General features: G+C 69.9%; 18 protein-coding genes. 8 read left to right on the top strand and 10 right to left on the bottom strand.

Annotated elements, in window-relative coordinates:
* Nucleotides 1-25: 25 nt before the first annotated feature.
* Together ABZ911_RS12350 and ABZ911_RS12345 are read right to left on the bottom strand one after the other, a co-directional pair.
* Complete coding sequence (locus ABZ911_RS12350) at nucleotides 26-673, bottom strand: hypothetical protein (protein WP_358054604.1); 648 nt, start codon at nucleotides 671-673, stop codon at nucleotides 26-28.
* Between the two features lie 141 nt (nucleotides 674-814).
* Complete coding sequence (locus tag ABZ911_RS12345; RefSeq protein ID WP_358054603.1) at nucleotides 815-1,270, bottom strand: hypothetical protein; 456 nt, start codon at nucleotides 1,268-1,270, stop codon at nucleotides 815-817.
* 263 nt (nucleotides 1,271-1,533) lie between these two features.
* Here ABZ911_RS12345 and ABZ911_RS12340 point away from each other — a divergent pair, with 263 nt between their 5' ends.
* The gene (locus ABZ911_RS12340) at nucleotides 1,534-2,865 is read left to right on the top strand and encodes an FAD-dependent oxidoreductase (protein ID WP_358054602.1); all 1,332 of its coding nucleotides are present in this window, start codon (nucleotides 1,534-1,536) and stop codon (nucleotides 2,863-2,865) included.
* An 8-nt stretch (nucleotides 2,866-2,873) separates the two neighbouring features.
* On the top strand, nucleotides 2,874-4,022 hold the full coding sequence (locus tag ABZ911_RS12335) for an aldolase (RefSeq protein WP_358054601.1): 1,149 nt from the start codon (nucleotides 2,874-2,876) through the stop codon (nucleotides 4,020-4,022).
* Here ABZ911_RS12335 and ABZ911_RS12330 read toward each other — a convergent pair.
* The 3 genes from ABZ911_RS12330 to ABZ911_RS12320 form a co-directional block, all read right to left on the bottom strand.
* A complete protein-coding gene (locus ABZ911_RS12330; RefSeq protein ID WP_358054600.1) occupies nucleotides 4,019-4,705 on the bottom strand; it encodes a copper homeostasis protein CutC in 687 nt (228 codons plus the stop codon). The genes ABZ911_RS12335 and ABZ911_RS12330 overlap by 4 nt on opposite strands.
* Nucleotides 4,706-4,779: 74 nt before the next feature.
* Nucleotides 4,780-5,385, bottom strand: a complete 606-nt coding sequence (locus tag ABZ911_RS12325) for a GNAT family N-acetyltransferase (protein WP_358054599.1) — start codon at nucleotides 5,383-5,385, stop codon at nucleotides 4,780-4,782.
* Nucleotides 5,386-5,603: 218 nt separating this feature from the next.
* A complete protein-coding gene (locus tag ABZ911_RS12320; protein WP_358054598.1) occupies nucleotides 5,604-6,353 on the bottom strand; it encodes a GntR family transcriptional regulator in 750 nt (249 codons plus the stop codon).
* Between the two features lie 137 nt (nucleotides 6,354-6,490).
* Here ABZ911_RS12320 and ABZ911_RS12315 point away from each other — a divergent pair, with 137 nt between their 5' ends.
* The 6 genes from ABZ911_RS12315 (at nucleotide 6,491) to ABZ911_RS12290 (ending at nucleotide 11,418) form a co-directional block, all read left to right on the top strand.
* On the top strand, nucleotides 6,491-6,820 hold the full coding sequence (locus tag ABZ911_RS12315; RefSeq protein WP_358054597.1) for a hypothetical protein: 330 nt from the start codon (nucleotides 6,491-6,493) through the stop codon (nucleotides 6,818-6,820).
* A 181-nt stretch (nucleotides 6,821-7,001) separates the two neighbouring features.
* Nucleotides 7,002-7,928: a DUF6777 domain-containing protein gene (locus ABZ911_RS12310; RefSeq protein ID WP_358054596.1), complete on the top strand. Its 927-nt coding sequence runs from the start codon at nucleotides 7,002-7,004 to the stop codon at nucleotides 7,926-7,928.
* Nucleotides 7,929-7,976: 48 nt separating this feature from the next.
* On the top strand, nucleotides 7,977-8,321 hold the full coding sequence (locus tag ABZ911_RS12305) for a PadR family transcriptional regulator (RefSeq protein WP_358054595.1): 345 nt from the start codon (nucleotides 7,977-7,979) through the stop codon (nucleotides 8,319-8,321).
* The gene (locus ABZ911_RS12300) at nucleotides 8,318-9,322 is read left to right on the top strand and encodes a hypothetical protein (protein ID WP_358054594.1); all 1,005 of its coding nucleotides are present in this window, start codon (nucleotides 8,318-8,320) and stop codon (nucleotides 9,320-9,322) included. Before ABZ911_RS12305 ends, ABZ911_RS12300 begins: the two co-directional genes overlap by 4 nt.
* A 9-nt stretch (nucleotides 9,323-9,331) precedes the next feature.
* Complete coding sequence (locus ABZ911_RS12295) at nucleotides 9,332-10,621, top strand: DUF2252 domain-containing protein (protein WP_358054593.1); 1,290 nt, start codon at nucleotides 9,332-9,334, stop codon at nucleotides 10,619-10,621.
* Between the two features lie 47 nt (nucleotides 10,622-10,668).
* Nucleotides 10,669-11,418 carry an SDR family oxidoreductase gene (locus ABZ911_RS12290; RefSeq protein WP_358054592.1) on the top strand — a complete coding sequence of 250 codons (750 nt, stop codon included), beginning with the start codon at nucleotides 10,669-10,671 and terminating at the stop codon, nucleotides 11,416-11,418.
* Nucleotides 11,419-11,424: 6 nt separating this feature from the next.
* On the opposite strand, the gene ABZ911_RS12285 is transcribed toward ABZ911_RS12290, so the two are convergent.
* The 5 genes from ABZ911_RS12285 to ABZ911_RS12265 form a co-directional block, all read right to left on the bottom strand.
* On the bottom strand, nucleotides 11,425-11,769 hold the full coding sequence (locus ABZ911_RS12285) for an RNHCP domain-containing protein (protein WP_358054591.1): 345 nt from the start codon (nucleotides 11,767-11,769) through the stop codon (nucleotides 11,425-11,427).
* Nucleotides 11,770-12,013: 244 nt separating this feature from the next.
* Nucleotides 12,014-12,811, bottom strand: a complete 798-nt coding sequence (locus ABZ911_RS12280; protein WP_358054590.1) for a hypothetical protein — start codon at nucleotides 12,809-12,811, stop codon at nucleotides 12,014-12,016.
* 794 nt (nucleotides 12,812-13,605) lie between these two features.
* The gene (locus ABZ911_RS12275; protein ID WP_358054589.1) at nucleotides 13,606-13,860 is read right to left on the bottom strand and encodes a hypothetical protein; all 255 of its coding nucleotides are present in this window, start codon (nucleotides 13,858-13,860) and stop codon (nucleotides 13,606-13,608) included.
* Between the two features lie 88 nt (nucleotides 13,861-13,948).
* A complete protein-coding gene (locus ABZ911_RS12270) occupies nucleotides 13,949-14,206 on the bottom strand; it encodes a hypothetical protein (RefSeq protein ID WP_358054588.1) in 258 nt (85 codons plus the stop codon).
* A 277-nt stretch (nucleotides 14,207-14,483) separates the two neighbouring features.
* Entirely contained in the window at nucleotides 14,484-15,995 is a 1,512-nt protein-coding gene (locus tag ABZ911_RS12265) for a glycoside hydrolase family 3 N-terminal domain-containing protein (RefSeq protein ID WP_358054587.1), read from the bottom strand.
* Nucleotides 15,996-16,144 lie beyond the last annotated feature (149 nt).

Here is a 16,144-nt window from a genome sequence, read left to right as displayed (position 1 = left end):
CACTTCGACGCCTAGATCGCCCGTTTTAAAAGGCGAGGGCCAGGGCTGCGATCACGGCGGCGACCCCAGTGGCGAGTACGGCGGCGCGGGCCCGGCCGGCGGCGGTCCCCCGCATGACGAAGATCAGAGCGACCGAAAGCGTGCCGATCATCACGGCGGGCACGGGCCAGAAGCCCGGCTGGGAGTCGATGAAGCCGGGGGTCGCGCGATCGATCACGTCGCCCACCAGGAGCCCGGTGATGGCCCCGGCGGCGAGGTCGCCCCACCCGTCGGACCTGCGGGTGACGTGGGCCAGCAGGCCGACGGCGACCAGCAGGACGAGGAGCAGGTTCAGGCCCGCGGCGTGGCCGCCGCCGATCACCTCGAAGTCGGACTGGCCGAGCACCGCGCTGCCGCCCATCGCGGAGACCAGCATCGACGTCCCCGCGAGAAACGTGGTCAGCAGCGCCCACCCGAACCCCGTCGCGGTCGCTCCCACCACGATGGCCAGCGCCAAATACGCATAAGGGTCGTAGAACTCGCTGACGAGGTCCGAAGCGAGGCCGGAGATCGCCATTCCCAGCGCCCCGACGGCGAGGCCGGCCAGAAAGGCGAGCACTACGTGCCGTTGGATAGCGCTTTGCCGCCGGTCATACTCGGCGAAATCGGCGTAGTCGATCGTGGTGTTCTTCATCATCCTGTCCCCGGCCGCCTCATTCCCCCTGGAACGCGTAAAGGCGGGCACAGCCACAGTATGTGTACTGACAGGAAAAGTAAATTTCGGTCAACCACATGGTCCCGGAAACCACTAAAGTCCTTCAACCAACCGCTTGGGTCAGCCGCCGAGCAGTTCTTCCCACGGCTGGCGGGCATTGGTCCGGCGGGTGGTGTCCAGGGCTTCGGCGAGGCGCCAAAAGCCGGGCCTGGCCTGGAGGCGCGCACGGCCGAGCGGGTCGATGGCGCGCAACTCGAAGCGCACGCCCATCACGTCGAGCATCGCCGAGGCGCGCGAACCGGGCCCCGCCGAGGTCACCAGGCCGTCGGGGAGGTCGGGGTCGCGCACGTGCTCGTCGAGCAGGGCGGCCACCTCCGAGGCGAAGGGCCCGTCCCGCCACTCGATGTGCCAGCTCTGGTCGGCGCCGCGCCACCAGGTCAGGTCGCGGCAGGAGTCGATGAAGTCGGCCTCGCTCGCCAGGGCGGCCATCACCCTGCCGAACGCCTCGAACCAGCGGGCGTCGGACACCGGCTCGCCGTCGGAGGCGGCGCCCCACGCGCGACGCGATCCCCTCATGTCAGGGAGCGTGCCATCTTTCGGCCGCCTGAGCCCCTGCTTTCGCCTCTTCTCCGCGCTCACGCGACCTTCCCCGCCGATCCCGCCAGCCCGCACCGCTCGCTCACAGGACCTCACTCTGATCGGCGCACGCCCTTCCCGCAAGTCCGGATCCGGACACGAGCGGAAGACGGTTTCGATCGCACCTCCGACCGGGGATACATCGACGACATCGGGCCGTTACATCTGGTGGGACCACTACCCGCTGAGCCACAATCACGGACATGGCGTCCCCCCGAGGAGGCAACGTGCGCGTCGCGGTCGTCGGATCCGGCCCTGCGGGGATCTACACGGCGGAAGCCCTGGTCAAACAGGCGGCAGAGCCCGTCGAGGTGGACGTGATCGAACGTCTGCCGACGCCGTACGGGCTGGTCAGGTATGGGGTGGCGCCCGACCACACCTCGATCAAATCGATCGCCAACTACCTGCGCCGGGTCCTGGAGCTCCCCCAGGTCCGTTTCCTGGGCGGTCTGACGCTCGGCGAGGAGCTGTCGGTGGCGGATCTGCTGGGTTCCTACGACGCGGTGGTGTACTGCACGGGCGCGATGGTCGACCGCCACATGGGCATCCCGGGCGAGGACCTGCCCGGCAGCGTGGCGGCCACCGACTTCGTCAACTGGTACTGCGGCCACCCGGACGTCTCCCCCGACCGGTTCACCCTGGACAGCCCCGAGGTCGCGGTGATCGGCGTCGGCAACGTGGCCGTGGACGTGGTGCGGATCCTGGCCAAGACGGCCGAGGAGCTGAGCTCCACCGACGTGCCGCACGAGGTGCTGGAACGGCTGGCCGGCAGCCAGGTCAAGGCGATCCACATGATCGGCAGGCGCGGGGCGCAGCACGCCAAGTTCACCCTCAAGGAGCTGCGCGAGCTGGGCGAGCTGGCCAACGCCGACGTGTGCGTGCGCCCCGAGGAGGCGGTCGTGCTCGGCGGGGACTTCCCCCGGCAGATCCGCGGCAACATCGACGTGTTGCAGTCGTGGGCCGCCCGCCCGCCGCAGGGCCGCCCGCGCCGCCTGGACGTGCGCTTCTGGATGAAGCCCGTGGAGATCCTCGGCGAGGAGCGGGTCGAGGGGCTCCGGCTCGAACGCACCCGCCTGTCGGAGGACGGCCGGGTGGTCGGCACGGGCGAGTTCGAGACGCTGCCGGTCGGCATGGTGCTGCGCTCGGTGGGCTACCAGAGCGTGCCGCTGCCCGGCGTACCGTTCGACGAGAGCACGATGACCGTGCCGAACCAGGCGGGCCGGGTCCGCGACCGCGAGTACGTCGCGGGCTGGCTCAAGCGCGGCCCCACCGGGGTGATCGGCACCAACAAGTCCGACGCCACCGAGACCGTCCGCACCCTGCTGGCCGACCTGTCCGACCGCCCTCCGGTACGGCTCACGCCCATCGACGAACTGCTGGCCGGACGCGGCGTCCGGCCGATCGGCTACCACGACTGGCGCCGGATCGAGGACGCCGAGGCGGAGCTGGCCAGGACGCTGGGCCGCGGCGAGCGGGTCAAACTGGTCGGCCTCCAGGCGATGCTCGACGCCTGCGGCAGGCCGGACTCTCGTTGAGGAGCGGCATGCGCGTCACCGTCGGGGACCACACGGTCGAGGGTTTCGCCGAAACCCTCGCGACCCAGCAGGCCCGCTACCCCGCGCGCCCCCCCGCCTGGCAGCCGGTGCACACGGTCTACGTCCCGGCCGACCGCTTCGGCCCCGGCACCGTGGCGCAGTGGGGCGCGGAGGCGCTGAAGCTGCTCACCACCCACCTGCCGGGCCCGGCCGAGCTGACCAAGGTCCTCGGCGTCCCCGGCGAGGTGCACGAGCGGGTCGCGCGCAAGCTGGGCACCGAGCCGGTGGAGGACCTGCGCATCGACTTCGAGGACGGCTACGGGGTACGGCCGGACCAGGAGGACCGCGACACCGCGCGGGCGGCCGGCGCGGTGGCCGAGCTGTACTCGGCGGGCGCGCTGCCCCGGCGCTGGGGGCTGCGGGTGAAGTCGTTCGCCGACGGGGACGCCGCCCGCTCGACGCGTACCCTCGACGGTTTCCTGACCGGTGTGCTCGACCTGCTCGGCGAGCTGCCGCGCGGGTTCACCGTCACCTTTCCCAAGGTGCTGATGGAGGACTACCTCCGGCAGTTCGCCGGTTTCCTCGCCACCCTGGAGACCGCGCTCGGCCTCCCCGGCCGGTTGCGGTTCGAGATCCAGGTGGAGGCCCCGCAGACCGTGCGCTTCCTGCGCGGCGACCTGGCCGAGGCGCTCGGCGGGCGGCTGTCCGCGGCGCACTTCGGCGTCTTCGACTACACCGCCGCGCTCGGCCTGCCACCGCACGAGCAGCGCCTGGACCATCCGGCCTGCGACCACGCCCGCCACGAGATGCAAACCGCCTTCGCGGGCACCGGCGTGGAGCTGTCGGACGGCTCACTGGCCGCCTCTCCCGCCTCCGGCTCCGCCGAGGACGTACACGCGCTCTGGCGGAGGCACGCCGAACTGGTCGGGCACTCCCTCGCGCACGGCTTCTACCAGGGCTGGGACATGCACCCCTCGCACCTGGTCTCCCGCTACGCCACGGTCTACGCCTTCCACCTGGCCCACTACCGCGAGTACGGCGAGCGGGTGCAGGCGTGGCAGGAGCGGCGCGAGGCGGGCGGCGGGGTGATGGACGAGCCGGCCACGATCAGGACGCTGGCCGCCGCGCTGCACCGGGCGGACTCGGCGCTCGGTTAGACGACGTCCCGGTCGACCAGCGAGCGCCACTGGGCGACCAGGGGCGCCTCCACCGGGTCGGACCAGGAGGCCCGGACCGCGCTGCCGACGTGGAAGGCGCGCACGCCGTAGTCGAGCAGGGCGGGCACCAGGGCGGGCTTGAGGCCGCCGCCGGCCAGGATGAGGGAGGCGTCGCCGGCCTCGGCGCGCGCCTTGAGCACGGGCAGGCCGTCGGTGACGCCGCTGGGCGAGCCGGAGGTGAGCACGGTGGCCAGGTTCGGCAGCAGGCGGACGGCCCGCCAGGAGGCCTGGATGTCGGCGGCGTGGTCGACGGCGCGGTGGAAGGTCCAGGGCAGCGGCGAGACCGCGTGGATGAGCGCCTCGGTCGCCGCCAGGTCGACGGCGCCCGCGGCGTCGAGAAAGCCGAACACGAATCCCGCGGCTCCGGCCTCGGCCATGGCCTTGACCTCATCGCGCAGCCGGTCGAGCACGTCGGCGTCGGCGGTGAAGCCCGCGTCGCAGCGCAGCATCACCATCTGCGGCAGCGCGCACTCCCTGGCGATCTCGGCGACCGTCTCCTTCGCGGGGGTCAGGCCGTCGGCCGACATGTCGGCGACGACTTCCAGTCGGTCGGCGCCGCCCGCTTCCGCGGCTACGGCGTCGCGCACGTCGAGGGCGATCACCTCAAGCAGGGATCCGGTCATGTAGGAGAGGCTATCGCCTGATCTGACCCCCTCCAGGCGTGGAGAGGGCCAGTGGTCAAATCTGACAAACCCTGTCAGGCGTCAAGGAGCGCCGGAATCGTCAGGTCGCGGAAGGTGACCTCCGAGGTGCTCGTGCGAGCCCGTGCGGGTCGCTGGAACAGCGCTCCCGAGGCACGGTGCGGCAGGTCGACCGTGCGCAGGTGCCGAAAGCCCCTGCCGCGGTAGTAGTCCTGCAGGCCCGGGTTGTCCTTGGCGCAGTCGAGCCTGAGCCAGCGCAGCCCTGCCGCCGCGACCGCCGTACCGGCCCAGTCGAGGAGGGTGTCGCCGAGACTCGCGCCGGCCCAGGTCCGGGAGACCGCGAGCTTGTGCACGTAGAGTCCGGCGTCAGGTTCGTCGTCCCTGGTCCAGAACTCGGGGTCGGCGTGGCCGTCGAGGGCGATCGTGGCCACGGGTACGGCGTCGCCGGTGAGGAAAGCCAGGTCGTCGTCGAGGATGTACAGCACCCGCTCCTCGATGAGGGGCTCGATCCGCTCGGGCCCGAAGCCGCCGCGCGGCCACTGGCGGACCCCCTTGCGGTAGAGCCACTCGGCGGTGACCGCGAGCAGGGCGAGCACGCCCTGCAGGTCGGCCGGCTCGGCCCGGCGCAGGGTGAGCGGGTGAAGCAGGGTGTTCGAGTGCATGGTTCAGCCCTTCGTTGCGATGGGTGGCCGAGTGGACACGGGTCGTGTCCACGTGATGGCACACGGCGCTGATCATGAAGTGGATGGTGAAATTTCTTCATAAAGCGTGATTTGGGGGAATGTGCACAACTCCCCACAGCCCAACGGGAAAGACATCCGCTAGGCAGACCCGCGGGCGGGCGGGATCACCCCCAACCGAGCCCGGGCACCCACCAGGATCAGTGGCGTTCGAGCTCGTATCTGATCAAGTGCTTGTCGGCGGGGAGCACCGACACCGCGACGCGCACCGGCACGTCGGACCTGTCGTATCCGACCCGGATGTAGACGACCACCGGCGTCCCCAGCTCCAACTGGAGGCGCTCCGCCTCGGCCTGGTTCGGCATTCGCGCCCAGATGTCGTCGACCACCCGCACCTGCGCGTGGCCGAGCTCCTCCAGCACCCGGTTGGCGCCCCTGTTGATGTCGCCGGGCCGGGTGATCTCCGACCCCGCGACGAGCGCCAGCGGGAAGTAGGAGTCGTTGGTGTTGTAGGGCTGGCCGTCCACGAAACGCAGGCGCCGGCGTACCACGGCCGGCTCCCCGTCGGCCAGTTCGAGGCGGCTGGCGATCTCCTCGACCGGGTTGACGATCGCCACCTCGATGTTCTGGCTGGGCGCGCGGCCCTCCTGGGAGACCGCGAAGGCGAAGGCCTCGCGAAGCTCGCCGCTCGGCTGCGGTTCGAGCTCGCGCTGCGGGTACATGAGCAGCGGCCTGCGGTCCCTGACGACCGTGCCGCGCCGGGGTGTGCGGGTCACCAGCCCCTCGTTGACCAGCTCGCCGAGCGCCAGGCGGACCGTGTTGCGGCTGACGCCGTGCGACACCATCAGGTCCGCTTCGGTGGGGAGCTGGTCTCCGGGGCCGAGGTCGCCGGAGTAGATGGCCCTGCGAAGTTCCGAAGCCACCTGCTGGTACAGCGACGACCTTGCCACTTTCACCCCTTTTGTTCCAACAATTTAGACGATCTGGTTCTGACAGGCCACAACCCCTTGACCGCGTACCCCGGACAGCCGCATCATCCATTCGTTGGTACAAATCCATCGAAAGGTCGGCGAGGGGGTGAGCGGCCGTGCTGCCGGTCCACGCGGGTACGCCGTACCTGCCCTGGCACGACCCCCGCGAGGCAACACGTTTACTGCGTTACGCGTTGCATCGCCAGGGGTTCACCCACACCTACCAGAGCAATGGCAATGGCATGTCCGTGCTTTCCGTACTGACCGAGTTGACCGTGTGGTGCAAGGACGGGTCGTTCGTCTGGAATGAGGACGGAGAGGCCGTCGACCACCCGCTGGACGACCCTGTCGGTGCGGCGCACCGCATCGCAGAACGCTACCGGCACCCGGAGTCCTCCACGGAGGTTCACTCCCCCACCGACTCCGTGCGCGAGCCCTCGGCATAGGACCCCATCCCTCGCCGGGGTCCTGGGCCGACGCGCCGGGGAAAGGAGGCGCGTCCTGGCGGGTCCCCCACGCCCGCCAGGGCGCGCTCTCCATGCCTGATTGAGTAGGGCGGTACTCATGGCATCCCTCTCTTCTTGATCCATGGTTGGCCGGAAGAAAAGGCCTACCCAGGGAGGGACCATGTCTCGGCGGTTCATATGCCTGCTTGCTCTCACGCTCGTCTCCACGCTCGTCCTGACGGGATGCAATCCCGCGGCCCTGCGTGCCATACCCATCGTGCTGCTGGCGCTGGACGAGTTGGGCGAGGATCCGTTCTTACAGTCCGCCGCCGGGGGGATCGCCGGGGTCGTCGCCGGCGGCGGCGGCACGGTGAGCGGGGACGACGCGGGACTCTACGGGGGTTCGCCGCGCGGGAAGCACTGTGACAAGGGGAAGCTCGTCCGATTCCTGCGGGCCAATCCCGCCAAGGGCAAGGCGTGGGCCAAGGCGGTCGGCATCGCGACGGCCGAGATCGGCGAGCACGTCTCCGGTCTCACCCCGGTCGTGCTGCGGCGGGACACCCTGGTACGGAACCACGGCTACCGCAACGGCAAGGCGACCATGGTGCACGCGGTTCTCGAAGCGGGGACCGCCGTCCTGGTGGACCGGTTCGGGACCCCCGCCGTCAAGTGCGACTGCGGCAATCCGCTGCTGACCCCCGAGGAGGACATCGACGTCGACGGGTCGAAGTACCGGGGGAAGAAGTGGAAGGGCTTCTCCAAGAAGAAGGTGACGGTCGTCGAGAAGGGCGACGAGCAGCAGGCGGTACGGCTGACCGAGCTGAACGCGACCACGGGCGAGGAGACCGGCGGCGTGGTGGACCGCCCGGTCGGCACGGAGGGACAGCAGGACGTGGTGGTGGAGCCCCCGGCCACCCCCTGCCCCACCCCCACCGAGGGCACGCCCCCCTCCGACACCTCTTGCCCGACGCCCACCGACACCCCGACCACGGATCCCACCCCTACGGAGGACCTCACCCCGACGGAAGATCCCACGCCCACGGATGACCCCACCCCCACGGAGGAGCCCCCGACGGTGGACCCCACCCAGCCACCGCCGTCGGCGTGAAGCACCTGAGCTACCACATATCATGCCTCCCGATATATGATGTCGAACATGAGCATGACCGAACCGGCGTTCTTCGTCCTCACCGCGCTCGTGGACCGGCCGCTGCACGGCTACGGCATCGTCCAAGAGGTGGAGGAGCTGTCAGGTGGGCGGGTGCGGATGAAAGTGGGCACGCTCTACGGCGTGCTGGACCGCCTCGCCGCCGACGAGCTCGTGGTGCTCGACCGTGAGGAGGTCCAGCAGGGGCGGCTGCGCCGCTACTACCGGCTGACCGACGCGGGCGCCCGCGCGCTCCAGGCCGAAGCGGCCCGGCTGGCCGCCAATGTCAGAAGCGCCACCGAGCGCCTCAGCGCCCGGTTCGGCGACGCGTCGATCGCGAGGGGGACCGCATGAGCCTTCTGGAAGACCGCTACCGGCACGTGCTGCGCCTGCTGCCCGCCTCCTACCGGGCCGAGCGCGAGGAGGAGATGGTCGACGCCTTCCTGGAGGGCTCGGCCGGGGCCGTGGACGAGCACAACGCCAGGCCCACGCTGCCGGAGGTGGCCAGCGTGGCCGCGCTGGCGATCCGGGTGCGCCTCGCCGGCGGCGGGCCGATGACCGGATACGTCCTGTGGGGCGAGGCCGTCCGGCTGGCGGCGCTGCTGGGCCTCGGCTACTTCGCCTTCCGCGGCTGGCTGACGCTGGCCGCCGAGGTGCTGAACCCGCTCCCCCTCGACCCGCCCCCGGCCGGAACGGCCGCCGAAGGCGTCCTGGCGACGGCCGCGCGAGTGTCGGACCTGCTGGGGTTCGCGGTCATCGTGGCGTTCGCCGCGCTGGTGACCGGCCGGGTGCGGGCCGCCAAGGTGCTGGCCTCGATCTCGCTACTGCCCCCGCTCGCCGTCATGGCGGCCGACAGCTCCGTGCACGCCCAGTGGGACGCGCTGAGCTGGATGCCGGTCCTGCTCATGACGGCGGTGCCGTATCTGGCGCTGATGCTGGGGTTCCATCGGGACGTGCGGGCCGTGCACCAGCCGGCATGGGTGATCGCGGTGCCGGTGGTCGCGGCCGCTGCCTACTATCCGCTGGCCGGCGTCGGCGGGATCGCGCCGGTCCTGGCCCTGGCCTTGGCCGATCCGGCCGGGTTGGCGATCATCGTGGCGGGGGTCGGCTGCCTCGTGTGGCGGCGGGTGCCCGTCGCCTGGCCGCCGGCTCTGGCGATCCTGGCGGTGCCGATGGTGTTCGCGCCGGCGCCGTACTCGCGCTTCGAGCTCAGTGACCCGCTGACCAGAGGCACGGTTCTGGTCGCCGCCGGGCAGGCGGCGGTGCTCGTGGTGGTCGCGGTGATGCTCGTGCTGCGCACGCGTCGCACGTTTCCCACCCGTCACGGGGTAGGCGGGACGACGCGCGCCACTTAATGTGCGGATATGCGCGAGACCCATATCCTCGACGTCCTGGTCACCGAGTTCGGCGACTCCATCAGGCGTGATCCGGCCGCTTTCCGCCGCAAGTTCCGCAAGATGGCGAAGTCGCCCTTCGCCTTCTACCGGGGCAGCGCCAGCGTCTTCTACGCCGACATGACCGGCGCCTTCGCCGACGAGTCTTACCTCGACACGCGCACCAGCCGGGCGTGGATCCACGGTGACCTGCACGCGGAGAACTTCGGCACCTACATGAACGCCTCCGGCGTGCTGGTGTTCAACGTCAACGACTTCGACGAGGCGTACGTCGGGCCGTACACCTGGGACCTGAAGCGGTTCGCCGCCAGCGTCGCGCTGATCGGGTACGCCAAGGCGCTGTCCGACGAGGTGATCACCACACTGGTCAACGACTTCGGGCACTCCTACCTGACCGAGCTGACCGCGATCGCGCACGGCGGCGACGACGCGATCGGCTCGCTGACCCTCGACACCACCACCGGCATGCTGCACAGGGTGCTGCAGACGGCCAGGCTGAACACCAGGGTCGCGATGCTCGACGTGGAGACCACGATCGACGACTACGACCGGCGCTTCGCGCTGATGGAGGGTCGCGAGCCGGTCGACGAGGAGACCCGGGCGGCGGTCGTGCGCGCCTTCGAGGAGTACCTCACGACACTGCCGGTGCCGTCGAACCCGGTCGAGTACGTCATCAAGGACGTGGCGCTGCGCAAGGGCGTGGGCATCGGGTCGGCCGGGCTGCCGTCGTACAACCTGCTGCTGGAGGGCCACACCCAGGCGCTGGAGAACGACGTCATCCTGTACATGAAGCAGGCGCAGGTGCCCGCCGTCGCCAGGCACGTCGACGACCCCAAGGTGGCCGGCTACTTCAAGCACCAGGGGCACCGGACGGCCGAGTCGCAGCGGGCGCTGCAGGCCTACGCCGATCCGTGGCTCGGCTACACGGTGCTGAACGGCGCCGGCCAGCTCGTCGCCGAGGTCTCGCCGTACTCCGCCGACCTGGACTGGGACGACGTCAACGAGCCGGAGGAGCTGCTGTCGATCGTGCGCGACCTGGGGCGGGCGGTGGCCCGGATGCACTCTGTCGCCGACGACGAGTCCAGCCACGACCTGGTCGACTACTCCACCGAGGAGGCCATCGTGGACGTGGTCGACGGCGACCACAAGGGCTTCGTCGCGATGCTGGTCGCCTTCGCGCACTCCTACGGCGCGCAGGCCCGCGCGGACCACCAGACGTTCGTGGACCTGTTCAGGAATGGCCGACTGCCTGGGCTGTGACTCGGACAATTGGCGACCGACCGGTCGGTATGGCATGCTTCCAGAACATGACTCTGTTCTCGGTGGAAGGCAAGACGGTCGTCGTCACCGGCGGCTCGCGCGGCATCGGCCGGATGATCGCGGCGGGATTCGTCGAGGCCGGCGCCACGGTGTACATCTCCGCCCGCAAGGCGGCCGAGGTCACCAGGACGGCCGCTGAGCTGGGGTGCGTCGCCGTACCCGCGGACCTGTCCACGGCCGCGGGCATCGGCGCGCTGGCCGAGGCGCTGCCCGAACGGCTCGACGTGCTCGTCAACAACGCGGGGGCCACCTGGGGGGCACCGCTGGAGGAGTACCCCGAGCACGCCTTCGACAAGCTGTGGGGCATCAACGTCAAAGGCGTGTTCCACCTGACCCAGCGGCTGCTGCCGAACCTGCGCGCCGCCGCGAGCGCGGACGACCCGGCGCGCGTGGTCAACATCGGCTCGATCGACGGGATCCGGGTCCCCGCCCTGGAGAACTACGCCTACTCGGCGGCCAAGGCCGGGGTGCACATGCTCACCCGGCACCTGGCCAAACAGCTCGCGGGCGAGCACATCACGGTCAACGCGATCGCGCCCGGCCCGTTCGAGTCGAAGATGATGGCCTTCGCCCTGGACGACCCGGCCACACGGGAGGGCATCGCCTCCAGCGTGCCGCTGGGCCGGATCGGCCGGCCCGACGACATGGCGGGCGCGGCGATCTTCTTGTCGTCCAGGGCTGGGGCCTATCTGACGGGGACGGTCATCCCCGTGGACGGCGGCATCTCCGGCCTCTGAGGTCGCTCACAGGCTGGCGAACCATTCCATCGGGAAGGGCGGCTGGGCGAGCGGGGCCACGGCCAGCCGCATCAGCATGAGCGGGTTGTCGTCACCCGCGATGCGGTTGGCGTCCAGCTCGCCACAACTGGTGCATCGGTGGATGATCTGCCACTCGCCGTTCTGCCGTACGTGGATCGCGATCGGCGCCATCGCCGACGAGCAGTCCGCGGCGCGGTCGCCGGGAGTGCGGTCGAGGTGGCTGGACCACAGGCAGGTCGGGCAGTGGTTGCGGTGCTTGGTGCCGGGCGCGTCCATGGAGACGTCGAGCCGGCAGTGGACACAGCGGAATGACGTGCGAATTCTGGGCAAGGTACTAGGACTTTCGGTGGGTGATGACGAACAGGGGCCTCCTGTGCCGCCGTCACGCCAGGCGGAGTCACCCTCGCCGGTGACACCGGCGGGGACGTCGCTCCGCTCGAGGGCGCACAACGGCGACCTCGTGGCCCGCGGGCATCAACATCCCCCCTTAGCTCTGTGTCGTCGTCCACTGATATCGCTCGAAGTCAACCAATTCCTTCCCGCCGTGGGCAACTGGTTTTCAGGCCAGTTCGTTTCAGGCCAGTTCGCGGAGGGCGGTCGCGAGGTTCTTCGCGGCGGCGGGTTCGCGGTGGAGGTACAGGTAGGGCTCGGTGAGTTCCAGTTCGATGAGGGCGGGGGTGCCGTCGGCGAGCCGTACCAGGTCGACGCGGGCGTAGAGGAGGTCCTCGGGGACCGTGGCGAGCACCCGCTCGGCCAGCTCGAACTGGTCGGGGGCCGGGTCGCGCAGGTCGGCGCGGGCGTTGTCGTCGAGGGTCATGCCGGGGACGAGCATCGCGGTCCGCCGTACGGCGTGGCTGAACCTGCGGTTGAAGTAGATCAGCGAGGTCTCCCCCTCCGACTCGACCATGTCGAGGTACGGCTGGACCATCGGCGCCCGCCCAGCCGCCTCCAGCGCCTCCGCGTGGGCCACCGCCCGCGCCCTGTCCGTGGTTCTGATCGTGTCGCGGGCGCCGGAGGAGATCGTGGGCTTGACGACGTACTCGTTCCAGGTGGGGATGCCGGACGAGGACCAGTGCGTGGGGACGATGGGGAGGCCCAGGTCGCGGAGGTAGATCTTGTCGGTGTTGCGTTCCAGGACGGCGGCCGGGTTCAGGAGCTTCGTCCTGGCGCCCGCCTCGTGCGCCCAGGCGAGGAACTCCGCCCGCCGGTCGACGTAGTCCCACACCGACCGCACCACGGCGGCGTCGAAGCGGCTCCAGTCCACGTCCGGGGCATCCCAGGCCACGGTCTCGCCGGCGATCCCCGCATCCCGCCAGGCGTCGAGCGCGACCTCCCGCTCGTCATCGTGCCCACCCTGATCATTGAACGTCACATAAGCACAGTTGAACATCCAAAGACCCTATTACCACACACATACTAGTTATTACGCCCAAACAAACCGCTCGTGAGGATTGCCCATTCCTAGACCGCTACCTCGACCGGGCAGACGCTTGAACCGAGCGTATGTGGACCGAGACGACAGGGGCGCGGTCATCCGGGCTTCTCCGGCCCCTTGAGCACCCCGCCTGCACGAGACGGAATCCGGCAGTTCACGCATGGCGAAGGTCGATGGCTCGCGGCGGAGACGGCTCTCGTGAACCGATGCGGGCACTGGGTGCGGACAGTGCCCGGTCAGGTGGGAGAAGCGGCACAGGGACTGGATGACAGGTGCGAAGCAGTCCCGCGCGGCGGCGAATGCCTTCAAGGTCGTCGAGTAGGGCGAGGCAGAGGGGTGTTGGGGTATCCGGCGCAGGAGCCAGGCTCACGCCCGGACACCCACCGAACACAAGAAGGTCGGCCTGGTGCGAAGGATGTATGGCGTGGAGACCTTGGAATACCGAGCGAAACAAGCGCGTGCGGGGAACTGAGATTCCGAGCGAATCAAGGCGGCGCAGAGAGCGCGGGGTGCGGATCCGGTCAGGCTCAGAAGGCGCGGGGTGCAGCCCTGGGGAGGTCGGCTCGGTGAGCAGGTGGAGCTCAAGCCAGGCTCAGTGAGCGGGTGGGGCTCTTGGGGAGGGATACAGGTGAAGGAGCGGTGGTGGAGGTCTTGAAGGGTGGGTGAAGGGGGTCGCTTTGGGTGGGGTGGCGCGAGCCGGGTCCGTGACGACCCGGCTCGCATGGGTGAGGCTAGTCGTCAACGCTTACGCGGGCGGCGCTGCCGTTCGAGGTGGTCACGGCGGTGCCGTTGATGTTGTTGACGTTGGTGGCGCGGCTGGTGCCGAAGTTGCCGGCGACCACGTTGCCGAAGTTGTTGCCCGACTGGGAGGAGTCGTGGTTCCAGCTGGAGTTGCGGGTGTCGGTGTCCGCCTGGGCGGGGGTGGCCATGAGGGTGGCGCCCGCGGCGGCGACGACGATTCCGGTCACGCAGAGCTTCTTGAACATGATGCTTCCTTCCGAGTGGATCTGCGGGTGAGATACCGCCGGGCGGCGTGCGCCGGCGGTGAGAAAGGTCTTGGGAAGGCGTGAGCGTCTAGTAGAAGATGTAGGTCACCGAGATGGAGCCGTTCGAGGCGGTGGTCGCGACCCCGTTGATGTTGTTGACGTTGGTCGAGCGGGTGGCGCCCGCGTTCGCGGCAGTGACGTTGCCGAAGTTGTTGCCGGACTGCCAGGAGTCTCGGTTGCTGGTCCAGTTGCTGGTCCAGGTGTCGGCGTGGGCGGGGGTTGCCAGCAAGGTGACGCCCGCCGCCGCTGCCAGTACGGCACCGGTTGCGCACAGCTTCTTGATCACTTCAGCTCCTTGCCCAGTGGGGAACCGTTCGCGGACAGCGCGAGCCCAGGGCCCTTTGGACACAACACTGCCCTTATGACGGCACTTGACCTGGTGGGTCAAAGCCACAGCGATCATATAGCGGAGTGTTGCCAAAGCATAGCTGTGCGTAATCAGAAGATTCTTCTGTCCCACTGCGGGGTCATGGGAGGTGCAAGGCAACCCCCACTCGGTGCCACGCGATGGGAGGGAAGGGTGGTGGGCCGGGCAGGACCCCCGATCTTGCCCGGCCCACGCTTCAGAGGGAGCCGGTGAGCACCTCGGCCGCCGCCTGGCCGCAGACCCGGGCGGAGCCGTAGGTCGCGATGTGTACCGCGCCCAGGTCGGTGCGTTCGGGGAGGCCCATTTCCACCACCACCGCGTCGGGGCGGGCGCTGAGCAGGTGGTGGAGGGCCTGGGTCTGCCAGGGGTGGCGGTGGGCGTCGCGGGCGACCAGGACGAGGGGGCGTCCGACGGCTCTGGCCAGCAGTTCCTCCAGGGCGGCGCCGCCGCTCTCGCCTGCCGCCAGCCTGGTCACGCTGGTGCCGGGCAGTCGCTTGCTCAGCGGCTCGCCCACTCCCCAGGGGGTTCCCTTGTCGATGGCCAGGTTCATCTCGGGCGCGAACTCCACCACCGAGGGCGCCGCGGACAGCGGCAGGACGGGGGCGGACGATCGGCGGGTGATTCTGATCGCCCGCCGGGCCGCGATCAGGCCGATCTCGCCCTCGACGGCGCCGGGCGGTTCGGCGGACAGCGCGCGCCGGCTGGTGGTGGCGCTCCAGGCGGCCAGTTCGCTCACCCGTCGCGCGGCGTCGGCCAGGCGCTCCTCGGGCAGCCGGCCTTCGACTACGGCCATCGCGATGGCGTCGCGCGCTTCGGCGGCGGTGGCCTCGTCGGACCGCTCGCCGCCGATGCAGATCGCGTCGGCCCCCGCCGCGATGGCCATGGCCGAGGCGCCGCCCACGCCGTACACCCCGGAGACGGCGGCCATCTCGATGCCGTCAGTGATGATCATGCCGTCGAACCCGAGTTCGTCGCGGAGCAGGCCGGTCAGCACCTTGGGGCTCAGGGTGGCGGGGGCGTCGCCGTCGTAGGCGGGGACGAGGAGGTGGCCGGTCATGACCGAGCGCACCCCTTCCTCGATCGCCGCCACGAAGGGGCGCAGGGCGAGTTCCTCCAGCTCGGCCCGGTCGGCGGGGACGAGCGGTACCCCGTAGTGGGAGTCGACGGAGGTGTCGCCGTGGCCGGGGAAGTGCTTGACGCAGGCGGCGACGCCGGTGGACTGCAGGCCGCGGACGAACGCCCTGGCGTGCCTGGCGACCAGGTCGGGTTCGGCGCCGAAGGCGCGCAGGCCGATCACCGGGTTGTCGGGGTTGGAGTTGACGTCGGCGGAGGGCGCGAAGTCGATGGTCACTCCGGCCGCGGCCAGGTCGTTGCCGAGGTCGCGGGCGAGTTCCTCGGTCAGTTCGACGTCGTCGACGACGCCCAGGGCGTAGCTGCCGGGCCGGCTGCTGCCGGAGGCGACTTCGAGCCGGGTCACCTCGCCCGATTCCTCGTCGACGCCGACCAGCACGGCGGGGCTCTCGGCTCTCAGCGCGGCGGTCAGTTCGGCGACCTGGCCAGGGCCGTTGATGTTGCGGGAGAACAGCACCACTCCCGCGAGCCCTTCGGCCAGCCGGCGGCGTAGCCAGTCGGGGGGCGTCCTGCCTGTGAAACCTGGAAGGAGGACGGAGTCGGCCAGGCGCAGCAGGTCGCGGCCAGGCCGTGTCATGAGTCACCGCTCTTGAGCATGACCGTAATCTAATAGGAAACTTTACTATTCTCTAGAGGTTTGACCTCCACTTCTTCGTACCTGAGAGCGAGATCTCACAGACGTCTGGCACATCTGAGCGCCCCCGGCACGGGAAGGTCATAGCAATC

The sequence above is a fragment of the Nonomuraea sp. NPDC046570 genome, from assembly GCF_040645915.1.
Classification (GTDB): domain Bacteria; phylum Actinomycetota; class Actinomycetes; order Streptosporangiales; family Streptosporangiaceae; genus Nonomuraea.
Note: the sequence above shows the minus strand (reverse complement) of the source record. Positions and strands in the feature narration are given on the sequence as shown.

Excerpts from the sequence above, each read along its gene's own strand:
- ABZ911_RS12350 (WP_358054604.1), bottom strand. The coding sequence starts at position 673 with ATGAAGAACACCACGATCGACTACGCCGATTTCGCCGAGTATGACCGG.
- ABZ911_RS12345 (WP_358054603.1), bottom strand. The coding sequence starts at position 1,270 with ATGAGGGGATCGCGTCGCGCGTGGGGCGCCGCCTCCGACGGCGAGCCG.
- ABZ911_RS12340 (WP_358054602.1), top strand. The coding sequence starts at position 1,534 with ATGGCGTCCCCCCGAGGAGGCAACGTGCGCGTCGCGGTCGTCGGATCC.
- ABZ911_RS12335 (WP_358054601.1), top strand. The coding sequence starts at position 2,874 with ATGCGCGTCACCGTCGGGGACCACACGGTCGAGGGTTTCGCCGAAACC.
- ABZ911_RS12330 (WP_358054600.1), bottom strand. The coding sequence starts at position 4,705 with ATGACCGGATCCCTGCTTGAGGTGATCGCCCTCGACGTGCGCGACGCC.
- ABZ911_RS12325 (WP_358054599.1), bottom strand. The coding sequence starts at position 5,385 with ATGCACTCGAACACCCTGCTTCACCCGCTCACCCTGCGCCGGGCCGAG.
- ABZ911_RS12310 (WP_358054596.1), top strand. The coding sequence starts at position 7,002 with ATGTCTCGGCGGTTCATATGCCTGCTTGCTCTCACGCTCGTCTCCACG.
- ABZ911_RS12305 (WP_358054595.1), top strand. The coding sequence starts at position 7,977 with ATGAGCATGACCGAACCGGCGTTCTTCGTCCTCACCGCGCTCGTGGAC.
- ABZ911_RS12300 (WP_358054594.1), top strand. The coding sequence starts at position 8,318 with ATGAGCCTTCTGGAAGACCGCTACCGGCACGTGCTGCGCCTGCTGCCC.
- ABZ911_RS12295 (WP_358054593.1), top strand. The coding sequence starts at position 9,332 with ATGCGCGAGACCCATATCCTCGACGTCCTGGTCACCGAGTTCGGCGAC.
- ABZ911_RS12290 (WP_358054592.1), top strand. The coding sequence starts at position 10,669 with ATGACTCTGTTCTCGGTGGAAGGCAAGACGGTCGTCGTCACCGGCGGC.
- ABZ911_RS12275 (WP_358054589.1), bottom strand. The coding sequence starts at position 13,860 with ATGTTCAAGAAGCTCTGCGTGACCGGAATCGTCGTCGCCGCCGCGGGC.
- ABZ911_RS12265 (WP_358054587.1), bottom strand. The coding sequence starts at position 15,995 with ATGACACGGCCTGGCCGCGACCTGCTGCGCCTGGCCGACTCCGTCCTC.